Below are 16,032 nucleotides of genomic sequence, written 5' to 3' on the forward strand. Positions count from 1 at the left end.
ATCACGTCACGGCATATCCGCCGTCGATGACGAGGATCGTCCCCGTCACGAAAGATGCCGTCGGCGAGCACAGATAGAGCACGCCGCCCAAGAGGTCCGATGGTTTGCCCCAACGGCCCAAGGGCGTGCGCCCCAAAATGACCTGGCTGCGTTCCGGGCTGGCCTGCAGATCGGTCGTCAGCGGCGTGGCGATCCAGCCCGGCGCGATCGCGTTGACGCGAATGCCGTCATTCGCATAGGCGATCGCCAGCGATTTCGTCAGTTGTGCAATACCGCCCTTGCTGGCGGCATAACCGGGAACGAGACCGCCGCCGAAGAACGACAGCATGGATGCCAGATTGACGATCGCGCCCTTGGAGCGTGCCAGCAGCGGCCGCGCGGCGGCGCACATCCGCATGGTGCCGTTGAGATTGATATCGACCACCGACTGGAAAACCGCGGGGTCGAGTTCCTCGCTGCGACGAATGACGCCGGCGCAATTGACGATCACATCGAGTTCGCCGAGCGAGCCGACAAGGGACTTGATCGCGCTGTCGTCGCGAACGTCGAGCTGATGCGCCTGAGCCTCGCGCAACACCGAATCCGAACGCGCTCGCTCGATCTCCGCAGCATTCACGCCGGTCGCGATGACCTCCGCGCCGGCCTCAACGAAGCCGCGCGCGAGACCCGCACCGATCCCTGACGTTCCACCCGTCACCAGCACGCGTTTTCCCGCGTACCAGATCGACGCCCATGCGGCCGACGGCATCTCCTCGATCATGTTGGCACCGTCTGCCATCAGCGCACGAACTGGTCGACGTAGTCACGGCCAAGGCCGACGGACTCGTAGTGGGCGCGGCACATATCGATCTTGGTGAAGACGTCCTCATAGCCGACATGCTTGTTGTTCTCATCGAGATACAGCATCGATCCCTGGATGTTGAAGAAGGTGATCATTTCCGGAACGTCCTCTGGGACGATCAGCGTGTGGATCTCACCCGGAGGCTCGAACACGTAGGAGCCTTCCGTCGCCACCCACTGGTGTTCGCGGTAGAACCATTTGCCGCGCAACACGAAGCCATGCACCGGATTGGGATGCAGATGCCGCGATAGTACGCCGGCGCGTCGCACGCGCAGCAGATTGCACCACTGCCCCTGTCGTGTGTTCAGCATCAGCGGACGAAACCAGACATCCGGCGCCTGCGGGACCCAGACGCGCTCGTCCTCGGGAATAGCGACGATGGCGATTTCCGGCGATGCAAGAACGTGGGTCGATCCGATCATGTCACGATACATGGGGCTTCCTCTTTCTTTTTTTCGCCGCCGCGGTTGAGACCCGCGTTATGCCCTCAGGCGTCGCAGTCGCGCGACGCTTCGAGAGCTTGAATTGCGTGTAGCCGAGCACCTGCTCCATGGCGGTCTTGGCCTTCTTTGCATCGCCCGCGGCAATCGCGCGCGCCGCGGCCGCGTGGTTTGGCAGATTGTCTTCGAACCAGCCGGGGCTGCCGACCGCGACAAGAAACACCGCGCTCAGAATGGTATCGATGGCGCCGCGAAAACCCTGCAACACGGGGTTATGCGTCGCATCGAGAATGGCGAGGTGGAATGCTTTGTCCGCCTTGATGGCGCTTTCCTGATCGTGCGAGGTTTCCATGCCGACCAGTGCGGCCTCGATGCGCAACCTGTCCTGTTTGGTGCTCCGCGTTGCCGCGAGCGCTGCTGCTGCCGGTTCGATGATCAGTCGGACTTCCTGAATCGCCATCAGAAGATCGCGGTCCGGTTCGCCGCCGCCGACCAGCCATCCCAGCACATCGCGATCGAGCAGACTCCAGTCGCGGCGCGGCAAGACGTGCGTACCGTAACGCGGACGCACGCTGACCATTCCTTTCGCAGCGAGGGTTTTGATCGCTTCCCGGATGACGCCGCGCCCGACACCGAAGCGCGCCTCCAATTCCGGCTCGGGGGGAGGGTCGCGCCAATCGGGATAATATCCTGCGCGATTTCGCAGCCGAGCGTGGTCAAGACCGAATTGATACGGCCTGGCTTGCTTCCCCGCTCCAACGATTTCGTAGGACTTCGTGCCACGAGTGTTCTTCCCCGCTTGTTTCCTCAGTGGCCTATCTCACGTTTTCAGAGCGAATGCAATCATCCGATGTTTAACATCGGATGATTGCATTTGCGGTGCACAATGCTTTGCCCGATCGCAATTCGAGTTTGAAATTCATGGCATAGCGGCCGCGATAGATGGCCGGCCCATGCCAGCGCGGGGCCGGTTGTTTTTTCCGGGAACGAGATTGGCTGTTCCACCGTTTTCAGAGACACCGGGCCGGTTCGGTTCCAGCAGGACCAGCTTTCTTTGGCTCGGGAAAATCAGGAGAAAGCAAATGATGTCCGAAACTCAAGTCCACACCATTGCCCGACAGATGCTTGATCGGCACGGCGCCGTGGCCATCGCTCATGCCGCTCAGAATGCACTGACATGCGAGCAAAAAGGTCAGGTGGAAGAAGCCAACGAGTGGCGCCACGTGAAGGATGCCATGAAGATCATGCAAGGCCCGCATCAGAGCTGAGGTTGTCAGCAGACGCCTCGGCGTCTCACCACGCGTACCGCACCACGCCCTTGCCGGCGTAGCTGCGCGTGACATCCGAGAACTCGCCTTCAAAGGTGCCGGCGACGGTCCAGCCGTTCGTCCACTTCATCTCCGCGGATGCGGTCGTCAACGCAGCATCGCTCGCCTGCGCCGCGCCGTTGACGAAGAAGCTCGCACCGGGCAGCGTCTGGAACGTCGCCGAAGCGTAACGGTCGCTATTGAAATCGTGCGCCCATGCGACGCGACCGCGCAGCGTCAAGATCGCGTCCGTTACGGCAAACGACTTGTCAATGCGGAAGCCGAGTTCGCTGCGGGTGCTGGTCACGGTCTTGCCCGCATAGGCCAGTGCGAAGGTGTTGGCGCCGCCGCCGGCAGTCTCTGCATAGGATGGCAAATCGAGTGCCGTGACCTGCGCCGCGGCATAAGGCGTAAAACCGACGCCGCCCAGCGAGGACATCAGGTAACGATTGCCACCTTCGACGCGACCCGAATAACTGTTGGCATTGAACTGAGCGCGCAGCCGATCACCGCCGACGACACGATCGGTGGTGATATCCTGCCAGCCATAGGCCGCGGCTGCTGTGATGTAAGCTGATCCGACCGTATGGCGCACGAACGCACCCGCCTGGAACAGGTCGCTGCGGCCCGAGCCGCCGTTGGCTACCGAGAAGTTGGTGCCGCCGCCAGCCAGCGAGAAGCCCGCCAGCGTATTTGGTGAGAACCAGTAGTCGGCGCCGACCGCAACGCCGCCGATGCTCGACCGGGTGTCGCTCGAGCCGACCACCGTGTTGCCATCGGTGTTGCGCGAGCCGCCGAAGCCCGCCGCCCACACGTTCCAGCGCGCCTGGAACGCGGGCGCCATCGGCGGAGCCTTGCGATAGATCGCGGCCAGCGCATCGCTCGGAGCGCGCTTCGCGGCGTAGGCCAATGTTTCGTCCGCATACCCCGCCGCGCCGGCCTGCGCCGTGCCGCGGCCTGCGGTGAACGGATCGGTCATCACGCCCATGAACTGGGTCATGGCGTCGAAAGTGGTCTGCTGGGCGCCGGTGGCTGTCTCGCCGGATGCCTGCGACAGTCTAGTTAGCAGCTCGTTGCCGGACAGAAGGTACAGCGCGTTGAAGCCGCTCGGCAGCACCGCGCCGCCGGTGATCGCATTGTCGATCGCGCCGGCGACGGTGCGCTGATTGGTGCCGGCACTGCCGGGCAGGATCGGGCCGAGCAGGCCGGGATCGAGCGTCAGCAGCACGTCGTTGCCGACATAGCTCAACCGCGCATTGCGGGCAAAGAAGTTGTCGATGCTGACGCTGTCGAAAGTGCCGGTCCGCGTGCCGGCATTCAGGATCGTGTAGGTCGTGGTGACGCCGAGCGGGCGCAGCGGATCGACGATCACCTTGCCGCTGATCGTGGCAAGGCCCGTGACGTTGGTCCTGTCCGACGTGGTGCCGGAGACCTGCACCAGATAGGTCGATGCCGCCGTCATCGTCAAGCTGCCGCTGACGGTGAGCGTGCCGATCGAATTGCCGGGCGCCAGCGTGCCGCCATTGATCGCCGTGGTGCCGACGACGCCGGTGCCGCCCAGCGTACCGCCGGCATTCACCGTCAGGCTGGCTGCCGAGGTGATGTCGCCATTGACGCTGAGCGTGCCACCACTGACGTTCACCGGTCCCGCGAACGTGCTGGTGCCGGTCAGCGTCCAGTTCGACGCGTCGACCTTGTTGAAGGTGCCAAAGCCGGAATATTGCGCGGTGTCGCCGACTAGCGAGACATCGAATGTGCCGGCGCCGGTGCCGCCGAGCTGCAAGATGTCGGCGACACCCGGCACGTAACCCAGAGCGATCTGAAACGGGCTGGCGCCGCCAATCACCTGGCCCACGATGACCGACGTCGGCCCCAGCGTCAGCGTCATGGGATCGCTGATCGGTGTAAAGTGTGCGAAGTGTATCGCAGCCGTTTGACCGCTGATGATGCCAGCATTGAACAGCGTGAAGCCGGCTTTGCTCTGCACGCTGACGCCAGTTCCGCCCGTTCCTGTGACGCTCGCGCCGTTGCCGATCGTCAGCGAGCCGCTGCCTGTGTCGATGCCGATGCCTCCTTCGCCGCTGATAATGGCTCCGGCGCCGATCGTGGCCGTGGTGATGCCACCCGGCGCCTGGAGGACGAGTCCTCCTCCTATTGCGGCGCTGACAACGGTTCCGGCGCCGATTGTGGCCGTGGTGTTGCCGGTGATCGTATGGGCAAAAATAGCGTCAACGATTGCGCTGATGGAAGCTCCATCGCCGACCACGAGATTTACATTGCCGAATGGCGAACCGACATCGATGGCGTTCTGGAAGCTGCCGCTGAGCGTCAAGCCGTTGGCAACAGTCACGGTGGCAGTCCCAGTTCCGCTGGAAGCCCGCACAGCCGCGTTGTTGGTCGATGTGACGTTCCCCGGGACGTTCACCGTGGCTGTTCCCAAATCGGCGATCGCATAGAGGCCCGCCCCGCCGGCGGTGTTGTTGACGGCGCCGTTCCAGGCAATCAGCGCATTGCCGGGGCCGTTGCCGGCCACCCACGCCTTGATGGTGCCGGCACCGTCGGCACTCGTCACGCTGCCGGACCCCGTCACCGTGGCGTTTCCGTCGAAGGTCGACGCAAACAGGGCGGCGTCTGCCGATGTAATGGGACCGTTGTAGGTGATGATCGCGTTGCCCACGCCGACGGTCGTGGCGCTGATGCCGGCGGTTGTGGATGTGACGTTGCCGGATCCAGTGATGAAGACGTCGCCGCCGCTGGACTGTCCGAAGATGGTACCGTTCACGGTGGCGTTGGAATTGATCTGGATCTTGCCGTTGCCTGTCGTCAGCGCCGCGAGGCCTCCGGTGCCAATCGCCGCAGTATTGAGAATGTCGATCGTGCCAGTGGTGCCTTGCGCATTGACCGCGTTCGTCGCGGCATTGCCGACATAGCTGATGTCCCCGAAATCGTTGCTGAGGGTCACGATCTGGGGGATGCCGAAGTTCGTGTCGCTGTGGGTGAAGGTCAGGCTGCCGGGAGCGGTCACTGTCACGCTGGCGGGGCCGGTGTCGATCTGCGCGCCCGGATTGACGGTGACGACCGTTGTGCCGGCAAAACTCGTGATCAGCATGCCGCCGGTCGCCGGGTTGGCCGCATCGCAGGTCACGCTGCCGGTGTTCTCGCCGACACAGGCCGCGAGCGCCTCCGATGGCACGACCGTCCCGGCCAGCGACGCCAGCAGCGCGGTTGAACCAAGCCAGGTGACGGGGCGAATAGTTTTTGATGCGGCGGAGGCGGCCCGGGGGCTCGACCTTTCGCCGTAAGCCTCAGGGCAATTGGCTACGTGCTTCCCGGTAAGCAATAGCGCCGTCTGCAGCAACGTCTTCGAACCGAGCCTGCACTTCATAACTTAACTCCAAAACGCCAAGCGCATTTGCTTTCGACAAGAAGTCCCGTCAGTCGCCTCGAAAGAGCGGCGGCAAGACGGCTAACGCAGCGTCACGAATAGCGAGAGAACGCAGCACCAGAGAGCCGACTCGCAGAAGCTGGCGAACGCGCATAGGGGCAATCGAGTACGTCAATGACGTCAGCGGACCGTCATCTCAGCGTTAGTATTTCTCGTGTGGGAGTGATTTCGTGCAAGTTGCTCAACCGGCTGGTCAGGAGAGGTTGACTGCAGCCAGAACAGCGTCCGTCCGGTCGTCGCCTGGCATTTCACGCCGGCTCGCGCCGTGTGCGCATCGTTATATCCCCCATATCGGCACGGTGAGAGAATCTGTTCTTCCCAGCACCCGTACTGAATATCGCGCTACCTGATGCGTCTGAGAACTACCTAGAAAGGTGGTTCGCTGTGCTTTATGTATGACCGCGCAGGCCCGGCTTCCTGCACAGATTGGGAATGACATGCATCTCTCGACGGATCCCACCGATCCGCAAAATCAAGAAGTCTATGCACTCTGGGATCAGCTGGCCGAGTTCTCAGTCGCCGACGGCGACGCCGCGCTGACACACCTGCTGTCCGCACTGCGTACCATGTTGTCGGCACGCAATGTGCTATGGGGCGTGGTCGTGCGATTGCCTTCGCCGAAGCGGGCCGATCCCTTGCTCGGCTGGCGTCCGCGCCTCGTCAGGGTGCTGGACCCGATGCCGGCGGTGGCGGCATCAGTGCAGAAGCAGTACGATACACTCTGGTCCGACGACGTCGACCTGTCTCAGATCCTTTCCATGTCGGGCGATGAGCAGTTCCGCGTCCGCCTGCTGTTTGAAACGCTTCCGCCGGAATGGTTCGAGGGCAAGCACTATCGGCGGCACTATCTGGACGTCGGCTTCGCCGATAGCATTTCCGTGCGCGTTGCGCTCAATGACGACGTGAGGATTCGCCTGTTCGTGTTTCGCGATGCGCAGGCACCCCGCTTTACGGTGCAGGACGGCCAGCGTCTGGGCTTCGTCATGCGCGCCTTGAGATGGTTCCACCGAGAACAATTGCTCAGCCACGGTCTGCTCATCGCCAACGCGCCCCTCACACCCGCTGAACGCCGGGTGTTGCTCGCACTGCTCGACGGGGACACGGAAAGCCGGATCGCGCAGAAGCTCGACCAAAGTCCGAACACCACGCATTTCCACGTCAAATCGATCTACGCCAAGTTCGGCGTGCGCAATCGTCCGTCGCTCTCTGCGCTCTGGCTCGGTAAGCTGCGATAACGAAGGAAGTTGGGAGTCCTACCATGGACAAGCTAAACACGGTCCGAACCCCGTTGTAGAGCTTGCGGGTCAATCGGTGACTTCTGCTTCCAAGACGACGTCCTCTTGCCTCCGGTCGCCGTCAGAGCGCAACGTTGCTCGGTAACGACCAGGCGATAGGCCGTGATGTCGATGGAAGAGCTTCGAAAACGCGGCAGTGGTCTCATAGCCGACAGAGGTCGCGATCCGTGCGATCGCCTCGTCGCTTGTTTCAAGCAAGAATGCGGCCTCCGACATCCGGCGCGCTATCAGATAACTGTACATGGACTGGCCGACGAGCTTGGTGAAGCGCGCCGAAAACGCCGAGCGACCTAGCCCCACGCGTTGCCCGAGGTCATCGAGGGTCCAGGGCCGATCCGGTCGCTCGTGGATCAACCGAAGTGCCGGTCCGATGTGCGGGTCCGCCATCGCGCCCAGCCACCCGCCTTCTCCGGGACCAAGCGACTTGATCCAGTTTCGCAAAACCTCGACGAAGAGCACTTCTGTTAGTCGTGACAACGCGACGCCCTGGCCGGGACGCTCACACGCCGACTCGCTCACCATGCGTCGCAGAATCGCCTCGAGCCACGCGCCGTCCTCCGTGGGCTTCAGGAGAAGCACCGGCGGGAGCAAGTCCAGCACGCTGCCGCGTGAGGGCCGCGCCACGGTGAACTTGCCGCAGATCATCGTCGCATGCGGCTGCGCGTTGCCGCCGTGACGAACGACGCCACGATCCGCGGCCGATCGATCGAAGTCGAGAACCGAAAATGGCGTCGTTCGGCGATCCGAATAAATCACATGGGGCTCGCCCCGCGCGATGACAACACAGTCGCCCGCGTTCATGCGGAGTTCTGATCCCTGTTCGAGCGCGAGGGTCGCTGAGCCACGACTGATATAATGAAACATGGCGTACGGGCGTTGTGGCAACGCCAGATTCCAGGGATGGCCGAGCTCGAAGTGGAACAGCAAAGTCCCCCCGAGGCGCACGCGGTCGAGTACTTCGGCGAGGATGTCCATGGCAGCGATGCTAATCTCGCGGACGATCCGACGCAATACTTGGACGATTGGGCTCTACCGTCCGAAAACATCTTCATATTAGGTCCTGCCGAAGCGCGCGGACGCATCGTGCAGTCATCCATCTCCCGAAAAGGCAGATGGATGATCCGCGACTTTTCTGGATCGCCTGCCATCCCCGACCTCGCGTCGTTCGTCATCCAACAGGAGCCATTCATGCGAAATCTTCTGCTTTCAACCGCCGCCGTCCTTCTGGCCGGAGCGGCATTTGCCGCCTCTGCCCAGTCGGCCGAACTGCCCAAGGGGGCCGCTCACAACATCGTGCTCGTCCATGGCGCTTTCGTCGACCAGACGAGTTGGCAGCCCGTTGCCGACATCCTCACCAAGAAGGGCTACAACGTCACGCTCGTCGAAAATCCGCTCACCTCCCTTGCCGCTGACGTCGATGCCACCAAACAGGCCCTGGCGAAGCAGAACGGCAAGACCGTTCTCGTCGGCCATTCCTGGGGCGGCGTGGTCATCACGGAAGCCGGCAACGACCCCAAGATCTCGGCGCTCGTCTACGTCTCCGCTTTCGCGCCCGACGTGGGACAATCTCTGGCGGACCTCGCCAAGAGCGGTCCCGCGACCGAAGGTGGTGCGGCGATTCATCCGGACGACAAGGGCAACCTCTACATCGATCCCAAGGTATTTCCGTCGGCCGTTGCGGCCGACCTTCCTCCGGAGATCGCCGCGCACCTGGCTAACTCGCAGCTTCCGTTGAATCACGTTGCATTCGAGGCGCCCGTCGACATTGCAGCCTGGGGCGACAAGCCGACATTCTATGTCATCAGCACGAAGGACAAGGTGATCGCACCCGAGGCTCAGAATTTTTTCGCCGGCAAGATGAAGGCTCAGACGACGGAAGTCGCCGGCAGCCATGCTTCGCTTGTTGTTCATGCGAAGGAAGTCGCGGCGGTGATTGAAAAGGCCGCGCTGGTGAAGTGACAAGACCGCTCCCGGCGCATGCGTGCCGGGAGCGCTGCACTGGTCTCCACTTGATTACTTCATGCCAAGCATCCGGAGGATGACATGACTGCACTCGACATCACGAGCGGGGACGCCACGCTGGAAACGGCACCCACCCGCTACGTGGAAGGCCGCGGAATCCGCTTCGCCTATCGCCGCCTCGGCCCCCCGACCGGAACGCCGCTGGTGCTTCTGCAGCATTTCTCGGGCAACATCGATGCGTGGGATTCCGCCGTCGTCAACGTCCTGGCCGCCGATCGCCCTGTGATCGCCTTCGACAACGCCGGAGTCGGTCGCTCGACCGGTCAGACGCCCGACAATGTCGCGGCGATGGCACGCGACGCGGTCGCCTTCATCAACGCGCTTGGCATCTCCGAAGTCGACCTGCTGGGCTTTTCTCTCGGCGGATGCGTCGCCCAGCAGATCGCTGCCGAGCACGGACGTCTGGTCCGCAAGCTCATCCTCGTCGGCACCGCGCCCAAAGGCGGGGAGGAGCATCTGTTAGCGGTTCTCCAGGAGGCGTTTTCCCAAACCGATGCACCGGATCCTCGCCTGCCGCTGTTCTTCACGACGTCGTCCGCCAGCCAATCGGCCGGCCTGGCGTTCCTGAAGCGGACGCAGGTGCGTAAGGACGATAGGGACACCGACAACGGCAGCGCGGTCACCGATCCGCAGGCCAAGGCGTTGATCACTTGGTGCGCCACACCTGATCCCGAGCACGCCATGCTGCGCGCCATCCGCCAGCCCACTCTTGTGGTCAGCGGTAGCCACGACACCATGCTTCCAGCAAACAATGCCTACGCAATGTTCAAAGAACTCAGCAACGCGCAGCTGGTCCTCTATCCCGATTCAGGCCACGGCGCCCTGTTTCAGCACCACGAGATCTTCGTCAGTCACGTCCGGACTTTCCTGAACGCGTAACCGGCAGCCGCATGATCCCCGGCGAGAGGTCGACGCGATCATACGCACTCTATCCATGAGAGTTATTTCGGAGGATAAAATGAAAATAGAGAAAGTCGAAGTCGAACGTTTAAGCCTTACGAGCGCAAAGCCATTCGATGCCGTTGTGGCCGCATTCAAGTCGGCGATCGGGCAGCCTGATATAGTCGAATTCTTCAAGGCGTCGAGGGCGGCAGATTCCTTCCCGGAATTGGAGCGCGTTGTGCAGGGCGCGCTCGGCCGTACGGGTTTTATGCTCTTTGCGGAATTCGACTTGGGCGCCGTTCTGCGTCTCGAATCTAGTTCAAAGACGCCTAGCAGTATGCGTTTTGTGGTGGGCAATCCACTCATCATGAAAGAAATGGTCAAACACGTACCCGATGCTGGATCTTACGCTCCAGTGACAATCCTCATTGATGAACGTTCCGATGGCGTGCATCTCTCCTATGACAGGATGGAGAGCTATCTGCTGCCGTATGGCAGCACGGAAGCACTCGCCGTCGCCCGCAACCTCGATGCGAAAATCACGACCTTGCTGCGCGAATGTGCAAGCTAAAACTTCCCGATGACGTTTCGGTCGGTGGAAGTGAGCGTCTCAAAGCGGCAATCGCGCAACGCGAGAACGCAGCTTCGTGACGCGAGCGAGACGAATGGCCATTAAACCTGGAAGAGAATTCCGACATGTACAAGAAACGTTTTGCCCTCCTCATCACGATAGCTCTTTCGACAATGGCTATCACGGCTGCTCCCGCCGCCAGTGCTGAGCCGCTGGATGCCGCGACCCTTAACACTATCAAATCGCAGTTCGGCAGACTGATGGAATTGGCCAACCAACACGATTTCAAGGCTTTGCATGAGATGTTTTGGCAATCGCCCTCGACCCTGTTGGTGGCGAAGAGCGCGATCCCCTCCGAGGGGAACTGGGCCGGCTTTTGGGGCAACGAAGCAATTGATCAAAAGCTGCATGACATCGGTAGCTCCGGTCCGGTCGTGCTTGAGCCAGATTATGCGAAGCTCAAGATTGTCGGCCTAACGCGCGACGTAGCAGAGTCCTACGTGCCGATGAACATCACGGTCTCATATGCGGGACAGGATGGAACAGCCAAGCCGTTTCTGATGATCATCAATTGGCTTCGCGTCGGAAAGGATTGGAAGGTCGCTTCTGAAATCATTCTGCCGGTGCCTCCGACACCCGCTGCGAAGGGCTAGGGCCCCAGGCACCTGTTAAGCGACATCTCGCCGAGGAGCTCAGGTCGGGAGCCAGCCTTCGGATATTTGTGGCAAACATCCTGGAGATTGAGTGTCCGCTTTGCGCCGGGAGCGGCCATCGACCATCCACCACCGCGATACCGGGCTTAATGTCCTGAATCTTTTAACCAGGAGGAAATCGTCTCGTTAAGATAGTCAGGCACTTCATGCTGAATGAAGTGGCCAACTCCAGGCACGATTTTGACCGTGAGATTATCGGGATTTTCCATCCATGACTTTTCAAGATCAAGAGTGCTCAACAAAGCATGGCTCTCCTCGATTCCGTGCACATGCAAGACTGGGCATTTGATAACGGCACCGTAGATTTTCTTCATGGTCGGATCGAAGAGGTTGAGCGCAAACTGAGAGAGACTGTAGTTGGCTTTGTAATAAGCCATTATGGACAAGACGGACGATTTTGCGAAAGCCTCAATATAACGACGCTTAACCTCTGGATTTACAACCCAGTATGCCAAATCTTCCGCAGTCAGATTGTCGCCCTTGCCTCGAGCGAAGAACCGTGTGGCGTAAGCGCTGGCCCTCGTCTGCGCAACAGGATGATTCCAGGGGAGCAGTTCCTTGGTGATGGCGCCAGGATGAGGAACGCTGAGGACGACAAGTCTTTCGACCAGATCTGGATGTTGCCCGGTGAATAGCCATGACAAGGCGGCGCCCCAGTCGTGCCCGATCAGGATGACCTTACGGCCGTTTCTCTCTGCGTTGATCACGGCGCGGATGTCATCGAGGAGAACCGAAAACTTGTAGTTCTCGACGCCTTGCGGCCGATCGCTCAAATCGTACCCGCGCAGATCAAGAGCGACCACCTGATAACTTGCTGAAAATGCCTGGATCTGATTTCGCCAAGAATACCAAAAGTCCGGAAATCCGTGCACGAACACCATCAGCGGTTTTTGATTGGATCCCATTGTGACGTAGTGGATTTTCGTTCCCGCATTGTCTGCATACTTGTGCAGAAGGTTCGGATCCTTATCGATATCAACGGCAGGCTCGCTCAAAGCGGCCGGGATTTTATTGTGCCAGACGGCCTCGTCTGAAGTCCCCCCGGAAGCAACCTGAGTGAACATCGCAGTGAACATGGCGGCTCCTAAAAGCATCAGTGAGCAGGTTCTGGAGGCCATCTCAGTGATCCCGTTCGCTAGAACAGTTGCCGAAATCGAAGTTCCTCGAACTCATTTGAGTATTTCCTGCGCGGCAATCTGGGAGAGCTGCATGTGCCCGCGTGCAACTTCTGGATTGCGATTTGATAACGGTGATACGGCGGGACATATTTACTATGGTGATCGCCATAGTATGGCGATCACCATAGATGTGTCAAGCGAGGCATGGTATGCTGACGGATGCCCCGTAAGACCGACGCCCGCGATCGCGCGATTGCCACTGCCGAGCGACTGTTTCGCATCCAAGGCTACACTGCGACCGGATTGAACCAGATCATTCAAGAGAGCGGCTCGCCTAAAGGATCGTTCTACTTTCACTTTCCGCGCGGCAAGGCACAGCTCGCCGAAGAAGCAATCGATCATTACGTTGCGAGCAGAATCGCCGTATTGCGGAAGATCTCGGCGAATACGGCGGGCGATGCTCAGAATTTTGTTCATCAGATTTTCGGCGCGTTCGCCGCCGAAATGGTCGCCTCCGATTTCCAGTACGGATGCCTCATGCAAAATCTGGCGAATGAGCTTCCCGCACTCGACGCTGATCTGACAAAACGGGTAGCGCGTGGATTTGTTGATTCGACCGAGATAGTTGCGGAGCATTTTAGGGGGTGCGGTTTCACGTCCGCGCGCGCATCCTCTACCGCAGCGGCATTGGTAGCCGCCGTCGAAGGCGCGCGAACGATCGCTCGCCTGGAACGCACGCCGGCGATATTCAAGGCTCTGGCGGATGTTAGTGTCCAGGGGTGGGCTGCCCCCAAAGGGTGATCCATCAGTGTTAGCGCCCGGCGGCGCAGATAGTAGCTGCGATCCTCGACCGCCTTGGCGCTGCAATTGCTGCCACCGGACGCCCGTAACGCCTCCTCTCGATAGCGACAATGTCAGCTTCGGGTCATTTCAGACGAATTCAGCGGGACGCGATCTCGTTCGCAACACGGTGTCAATATGATCCATCGACCGCTTTGCACCAGAGGCGGACGGCTTTGCTGCCGATCGTTATCGTACCCCGATATTTGCGAACGCAGACGACTGGCGCGCAATCCTTGCGCAGTCCCTACGGAACCAGATCAGACAATTGATGCTTGATGAATTGTCCAGCTGACCTGAGCGCCAACCTTGCGTCTGTAAGACCGCCATTCCACAAAGGCCATGCATGGATCATGTCGGGCCATACCTCCAACGTCGTCGCGACGTCGGCTATCGCGGCAGCCTCCGCGAAACGTGTCGAGTCTGCGAGCAAAGTTTCGGCTGACCCGACCTGAATGAGTGTTGGTGGAAATCCGATGAGGTTCGAGAACAGCGGAGACAGAAACGGGCTCCTGCGGTCGAGCGATGCCGGAGCAAAGGCGTCAGCCAGTTCCTTGAGGTAGCCACGGTGGATGATCGGATCGATCTGATCCTTGCTTTGTAGCGTCGTCCCGGACATTGAAAGATCAGTCCAGGGCGAAATAAGCCAAGCGCATGCCGGCGACTCTTCATTGGCGCTGCGCAAGGCATTTATCAGGGTAATTGTGAGATTGCCGCCAGCGCTGTCACCGCCAACTACTATATTGCCGGCGTCTATGCCCTGTTGGCGCAGATATCGCCAGGCGCTCATCGCGTCGTCATGAGCGGCAGGAAACGGATTTTCCGGCGCGAGCCGATAGTCAATCGCCAGGGTGCTTATGCCAGCAGCCCGCCCCGCCTCTGTCACGAGGCGTCGATGACTGAGGATTGATCCCGAACAAAACCCGCCGCCATGAAAATACAGAAGCACGCGCGTCGTATCTGCCCCCGGTGAGAAGGACCATTCCCCCGCGACATTGCCGCAATCGACAGTCCGCAACTCGACATCGTCGGCCACCGGCCAGATCGACCCGACTTCATCAAGTCGCTGCCGGCGCTGCTCCCACCCGACCGGGCGGGGCTTTGACAACAGTAGTGCGCGAATATTCGCAATCTCACTTTCGGCCAAGGATGATCTCCCCCGAACATTGGTGAAAATTGAGCGGCAATGTCAAAACTCGCAGAAGTAAATCTAGAGGGAACGCAGGTGTTGCGCCAGCAGCGGACAATTCCGCATAATCCTGAATCTGACATCGCGTGGCGCTCGGCGCCCACTTGTAATTCGCCAGTCGTGCTTAACTAGAACGGGGGCTGTTCTTCACGGAGTGGAGGATGCTGCAATGCGTGAACCAAATCCTGAAAAGCTGAACGCACTCGTAGGAAAGCTGGTCAGCGATCTCGGTATTTCACTTGGCGGTGCCAGTATACTGCTCGGCGATCGTCTCGGCCTCTACAAGGCAATGGCGGATGGAGATATCTTCACGCCTTCGCAGCTTGCCAAGAAAACCGGCCTGCACGAGCGTTATGTCCGCGAGTGGCTCTCCGGCCAGGCCGCCTCTGGTTACATCGACTACCACCCTGAAAAAAATGGGTTCTCGCTCTCGGCCGAACAAGCGATGGCGTTCGCGGAGGAGGGGTCGCCAGCTTTCTTCGCCGGTGCGTTCGATGTCGTACAGTCCACCTATCTCGACGAACCCAAGGTCGCCGAAGCATTTCGAACAGGGAAGGGCGTTGGCTGGCATGAGCATTCGAAGTGCCTTTTCTCGGGCACCGAACGCTTCTTCAGGCCGGGCTATAACGCCAATCTGGTTTCGAACTGGATTCCGACGCTCGAAGGCGTCGAAGCCAAACTGAAAGCTGGCGCCAGGGTGGCCGATGTCGGATGCGGCCACGGCGCCTCGACCATCGTGATGGCGCAGGCGTACCCCAAATCCAGGTTCTTCGGGTTTGATTACCACAAACCTTCAATCGATCGCGCGAAGGTCCTGGCCCAGGAAGCGGGGGTCGGAGACCGAATTGAATTCGCGCAGGCCAGTGCCAAGGATTTTCCGGCAAAAGACTACGATCTGGTCGCTTTCTTCGATTGCCTGCATGACATGGGCGACCCCGTTGGTGCGGGCAAGCATGTCAAGGAAACACTGGCCAAAGACGGGTCGTGGATGATCGTCGAGCCATTTGCTCATGACAATCTCAAGGATAATCTCAACCCGATCGGCTCCATTTTCTATCACGCCTCGACATTCATTTGTACACCTGCGTCGCTCTCTCAGGAGGTGGGCTTGGGGCTCGGTGCCCAGGCAGGTGAAGGCAAATTGCGTCAGGTCGCGACTGAAGCAGGATTCAAGCGCTTCCGCCGCGCGACCGAGACGCCTTTCAATATGATCTTCGAAGTACGCGCCTGATCTCTCAGACCAACGGTGTGGAGCGACCCGGATGCCGCGGGAAATGCGGCTTCTAGGGGCTGCTTCGCTCCGGATTGATGTCACCTGTCGACAGGACCGCTGCAGATACGAAAAGGAGCCGCTGCAAAACCTCTCGAG

15 protein-coding genes and 1 pseudogene are annotated in these 16,032 nt (G+C 60.2%); 8 read left to right on the forward strand and 8 right to left on the reverse strand.

Annotated elements, in window-relative coordinates; genetic code table 11:
• Position 1 precedes the first annotated feature (1 nt).
• From RSO67_RS24340 to RSO67_RS24355, 4 genes and pseudogenes are all read right to left on the reverse strand, one after another.
• Positions 2–778, reverse strand: coding sequence for an SDR family NAD(P)-dependent oxidoreductase (locus tag RSO67_RS24340; RefSeq protein ID WP_315840925.1), 777 nt, complete (start codon positions 776–778; stop codon positions 2–4).
• A complete protein-coding gene (locus RSO67_RS24345) occupies positions 778–1,275 on the reverse strand; it encodes a 2,4'-dihydroxyacetophenone dioxygenase family protein (RefSeq protein WP_315840926.1) in 498 nt (165 codons plus the stop codon). Before RSO67_RS24345 ends, RSO67_RS24340 begins: the two co-directional genes overlap by 1 nt.
• Positions 1,265–1,852 (reverse strand): FadR/GntR family transcriptional regulator, encoded by a 588-nt coding sequence (locus tag RSO67_RS24350; RefSeq protein WP_315844348.1) that lies wholly within the window; start codon positions 1,850–1,852, stop codon positions 1,265–1,267. Before RSO67_RS24350 ends, RSO67_RS24345 begins: the two co-directional genes overlap by 11 nt.
• Before the next feature lie 30 nt (positions 1,853–1,882).
• Positions 1,883–1,930, reverse strand: a pseudogene (locus RSO67_RS24355) (hypothetical protein); the annotation flags it as partial.
• Positions 1,931–2,363: 433 nt separating this feature from the next.
• Here RSO67_RS24355 and RSO67_RS24360 point away from each other — a divergent pair.
• Positions 2,364–2,549, forward strand: coding sequence for a hypothetical protein (locus RSO67_RS24360; protein ID WP_170849737.1), 186 nt, complete (start codon positions 2,364–2,366; stop codon positions 2,547–2,549).
• Between the two features lie 25 nt (positions 2,550–2,574).
• Here the strand turns inward: RSO67_RS24360 and RSO67_RS24365 are convergent, their stop codons facing one another.
• Positions 2,575–5,973, reverse strand: a complete 3,399-nt coding sequence (locus RSO67_RS24365; protein ID WP_315840927.1) for an autotransporter domain-containing protein — start codon at positions 5,971–5,973, stop codon at positions 2,575–2,577.
• A 455-nt stretch (positions 5,974–6,428) separates the two neighbouring features.
• On the opposite strand from RSO67_RS24365, the gene RSO67_RS24370 reads away from it, so the two are divergent.
• Complete coding sequence (locus RSO67_RS24370) at positions 6,429–7,268, forward strand: helix-turn-helix transcriptional regulator (protein WP_315840928.1); 840 nt, start codon at positions 6,429–6,431, stop codon at positions 7,266–7,268.
• Between the two features lie 69 nt (positions 7,269–7,337).
• On the opposite strand, the gene RSO67_RS24375 is transcribed toward RSO67_RS24370, so the two are convergent.
• A complete protein-coding gene (locus RSO67_RS24375) occupies positions 7,338–8,303 on the reverse strand; it encodes an AraC family transcriptional regulator (protein WP_315840929.1) in 966 nt (321 codons plus the stop codon).
• Between the two features lie 213 nt (positions 8,304–8,516).
• On the opposite strand from RSO67_RS24375, the gene RSO67_RS24380 reads away from it, so the two are divergent.
• From RSO67_RS24380 to RSO67_RS24395, 4 genes are all read left to right on the forward strand, one after another.
• The gene (locus tag RSO67_RS24380; RefSeq protein WP_315844349.1) at positions 8,517–9,287 is read left to right on the forward strand and encodes an alpha/beta hydrolase; all 771 of its coding nucleotides are present in this window, start codon (positions 8,517–8,519) and stop codon (positions 9,285–9,287) included.
• An 84-nt stretch (positions 9,288–9,371) separates the two neighbouring features.
• Complete coding sequence (locus tag RSO67_RS24385; RefSeq protein ID WP_315840930.1) at positions 9,372–10,229, forward strand: alpha/beta hydrolase; 858 nt, start codon at positions 9,372–9,374, stop codon at positions 10,227–10,229.
• 79 nt (positions 10,230–10,308) lie between these two features.
• On the forward strand, positions 10,309–10,803 hold the full coding sequence (locus RSO67_RS24390; protein ID WP_315840931.1) for a DUF302 domain-containing protein: 495 nt from the start codon (positions 10,309–10,311) through the stop codon (positions 10,801–10,803).
• A 125-nt stretch (positions 10,804–10,928) separates the two neighbouring features.
• The gene (locus RSO67_RS24395) at positions 10,929–11,456 is read left to right on the forward strand and encodes a hypothetical protein (protein ID WP_315840932.1); all 528 of its coding nucleotides are present in this window, start codon (positions 10,929–10,931) and stop codon (positions 11,454–11,456) included.
• A 146-nt stretch (positions 11,457–11,602) separates the two neighbouring features.
• On the opposite strand, the gene RSO67_RS24400 is transcribed toward RSO67_RS24395, so the two are convergent.
• Complete coding sequence (locus tag RSO67_RS24400) at positions 11,603–12,592, reverse strand: alpha/beta hydrolase (protein WP_315840933.1); 990 nt, start codon at positions 12,590–12,592, stop codon at positions 11,603–11,605.
• Between the two features lie 261 nt (positions 12,593–12,853).
• Between RSO67_RS24400 and RSO67_RS24405 the strand changes: the two genes are divergently transcribed.
• The gene (locus tag RSO67_RS24405; protein ID WP_315840934.1) at positions 12,854–13,435 is read left to right on the forward strand and encodes a TetR/AcrR family transcriptional regulator; all 582 of its coding nucleotides are present in this window, start codon (positions 12,854–12,856) and stop codon (positions 13,433–13,435) included.
• A gap of 286 nt (positions 13,436–13,721) precedes the next feature.
• Here RSO67_RS24405 and RSO67_RS24410 read toward each other — a convergent pair whose 3' ends face one another.
• Positions 13,722–14,621: an alpha/beta hydrolase gene (locus RSO67_RS24410; RefSeq protein ID WP_315840935.1), complete on the reverse strand. Its 900-nt coding sequence runs from the start codon at positions 14,619–14,621 to the stop codon at positions 13,722–13,724.
• A gap of 211 nt (positions 14,622–14,832) precedes the next feature.
• Here RSO67_RS24410 and RSO67_RS24415 point away from each other — a divergent pair, with 211 nt between their 5' ends.
• Positions 14,833–15,894, forward strand: a complete 1,062-nt coding sequence (locus RSO67_RS24415) for a class I SAM-dependent methyltransferase (RefSeq protein WP_315840936.1) — start codon at positions 14,833–14,835, stop codon at positions 15,892–15,894.
• Positions 15,895–16,032 lie beyond the last annotated feature (138 nt).

This window comes from Tardiphaga sp. 709 (genome assembly GCF_032401055.1).
In the GTDB taxonomy this organism is placed as follows: domain Bacteria; phylum Pseudomonadota; class Alphaproteobacteria; order Rhizobiales; family Xanthobacteraceae; genus Tardiphaga.

What these genes read in the sequence shown, in the direction of transcription:
- RSO67_RS24395 (WP_315840932.1), top strand. Translation starts at nt 10,929, where the DNA reads ATGTACAAGAAACGTTTTGCCCTCCTCATCACGATAGCTCTTTCGACA.
- RSO67_RS24385 (WP_315840930.1), top strand. Translation starts at nt 9,372, where the DNA reads ATGACTGCACTCGACATCACGAGCGGGGACGCCACGCTGGAAACGGCA.
- RSO67_RS24370 (WP_315840928.1), top strand. Translation starts at nt 6,429, where the DNA reads ATGACCGCGCAGGCCCGGCTTCCTGCACAGATTGGGAATGACATGCAT.
- RSO67_RS24345 (WP_315840926.1), bottom strand. Translation starts at nt 1,275, where the DNA reads ATGTATCGTGACATGATCGGATCGACCCACGTTCTTGCATCGCCGGAA.
- RSO67_RS24390 (WP_315840931.1), top strand. Translation starts at nt 10,309, where the DNA reads ATGAAAATAGAGAAAGTCGAAGTCGAACGTTTAAGCCTTACGAGCGCA.
- RSO67_RS24380 (WP_315844349.1), top strand. Translation starts at nt 8,517, where the DNA reads ATGCGAAATCTTCTGCTTTCAACCGCCGCCGTCCTTCTGGCCGGAGCG.
- RSO67_RS24360 (WP_170849737.1), top strand. Translation starts at nt 2,364, where the DNA reads ATGATGTCCGAAACTCAAGTCCACACCATTGCCCGACAGATGCTTGAT.
- RSO67_RS24340 (WP_315840925.1), bottom strand. Translation starts at nt 778, where the DNA reads ATGGCAGACGGTGCCAACATGATCGAGGAGATGCCGTCGGCCGCATGG.
- RSO67_RS24375 (WP_315840929.1), bottom strand. Translation starts at nt 8,303, where the DNA reads ATGGACATCCTCGCCGAAGTACTCGACCGCGTGCGCCTCGGGGGGACT.
- RSO67_RS24365 (WP_315840927.1), bottom strand. Translation starts at nt 5,973, where the DNA reads ATGAAGTGCAGGCTCGGTTCGAAGACGTTGCTGCAGACGGCGCTATTG.
- RSO67_RS24415 (WP_315840936.1), top strand. Translation starts at nt 14,833, where the DNA reads ATGCGTGAACCAAATCCTGAAAAGCTGAACGCACTCGTAGGAAAGCTG.
- RSO67_RS24400 (WP_315840933.1), bottom strand. Translation starts at nt 12,592, where the DNA reads ATGTTCACTGCGATGTTCACTCAGGTTGCTTCCGGGGGGACTTCAGAC.
- RSO67_RS24405 (WP_315840934.1), top strand. Translation starts at nt 12,854, where the DNA reads ATGCCCCGTAAGACCGACGCCCGCGATCGCGCGATTGCCACTGCCGAG.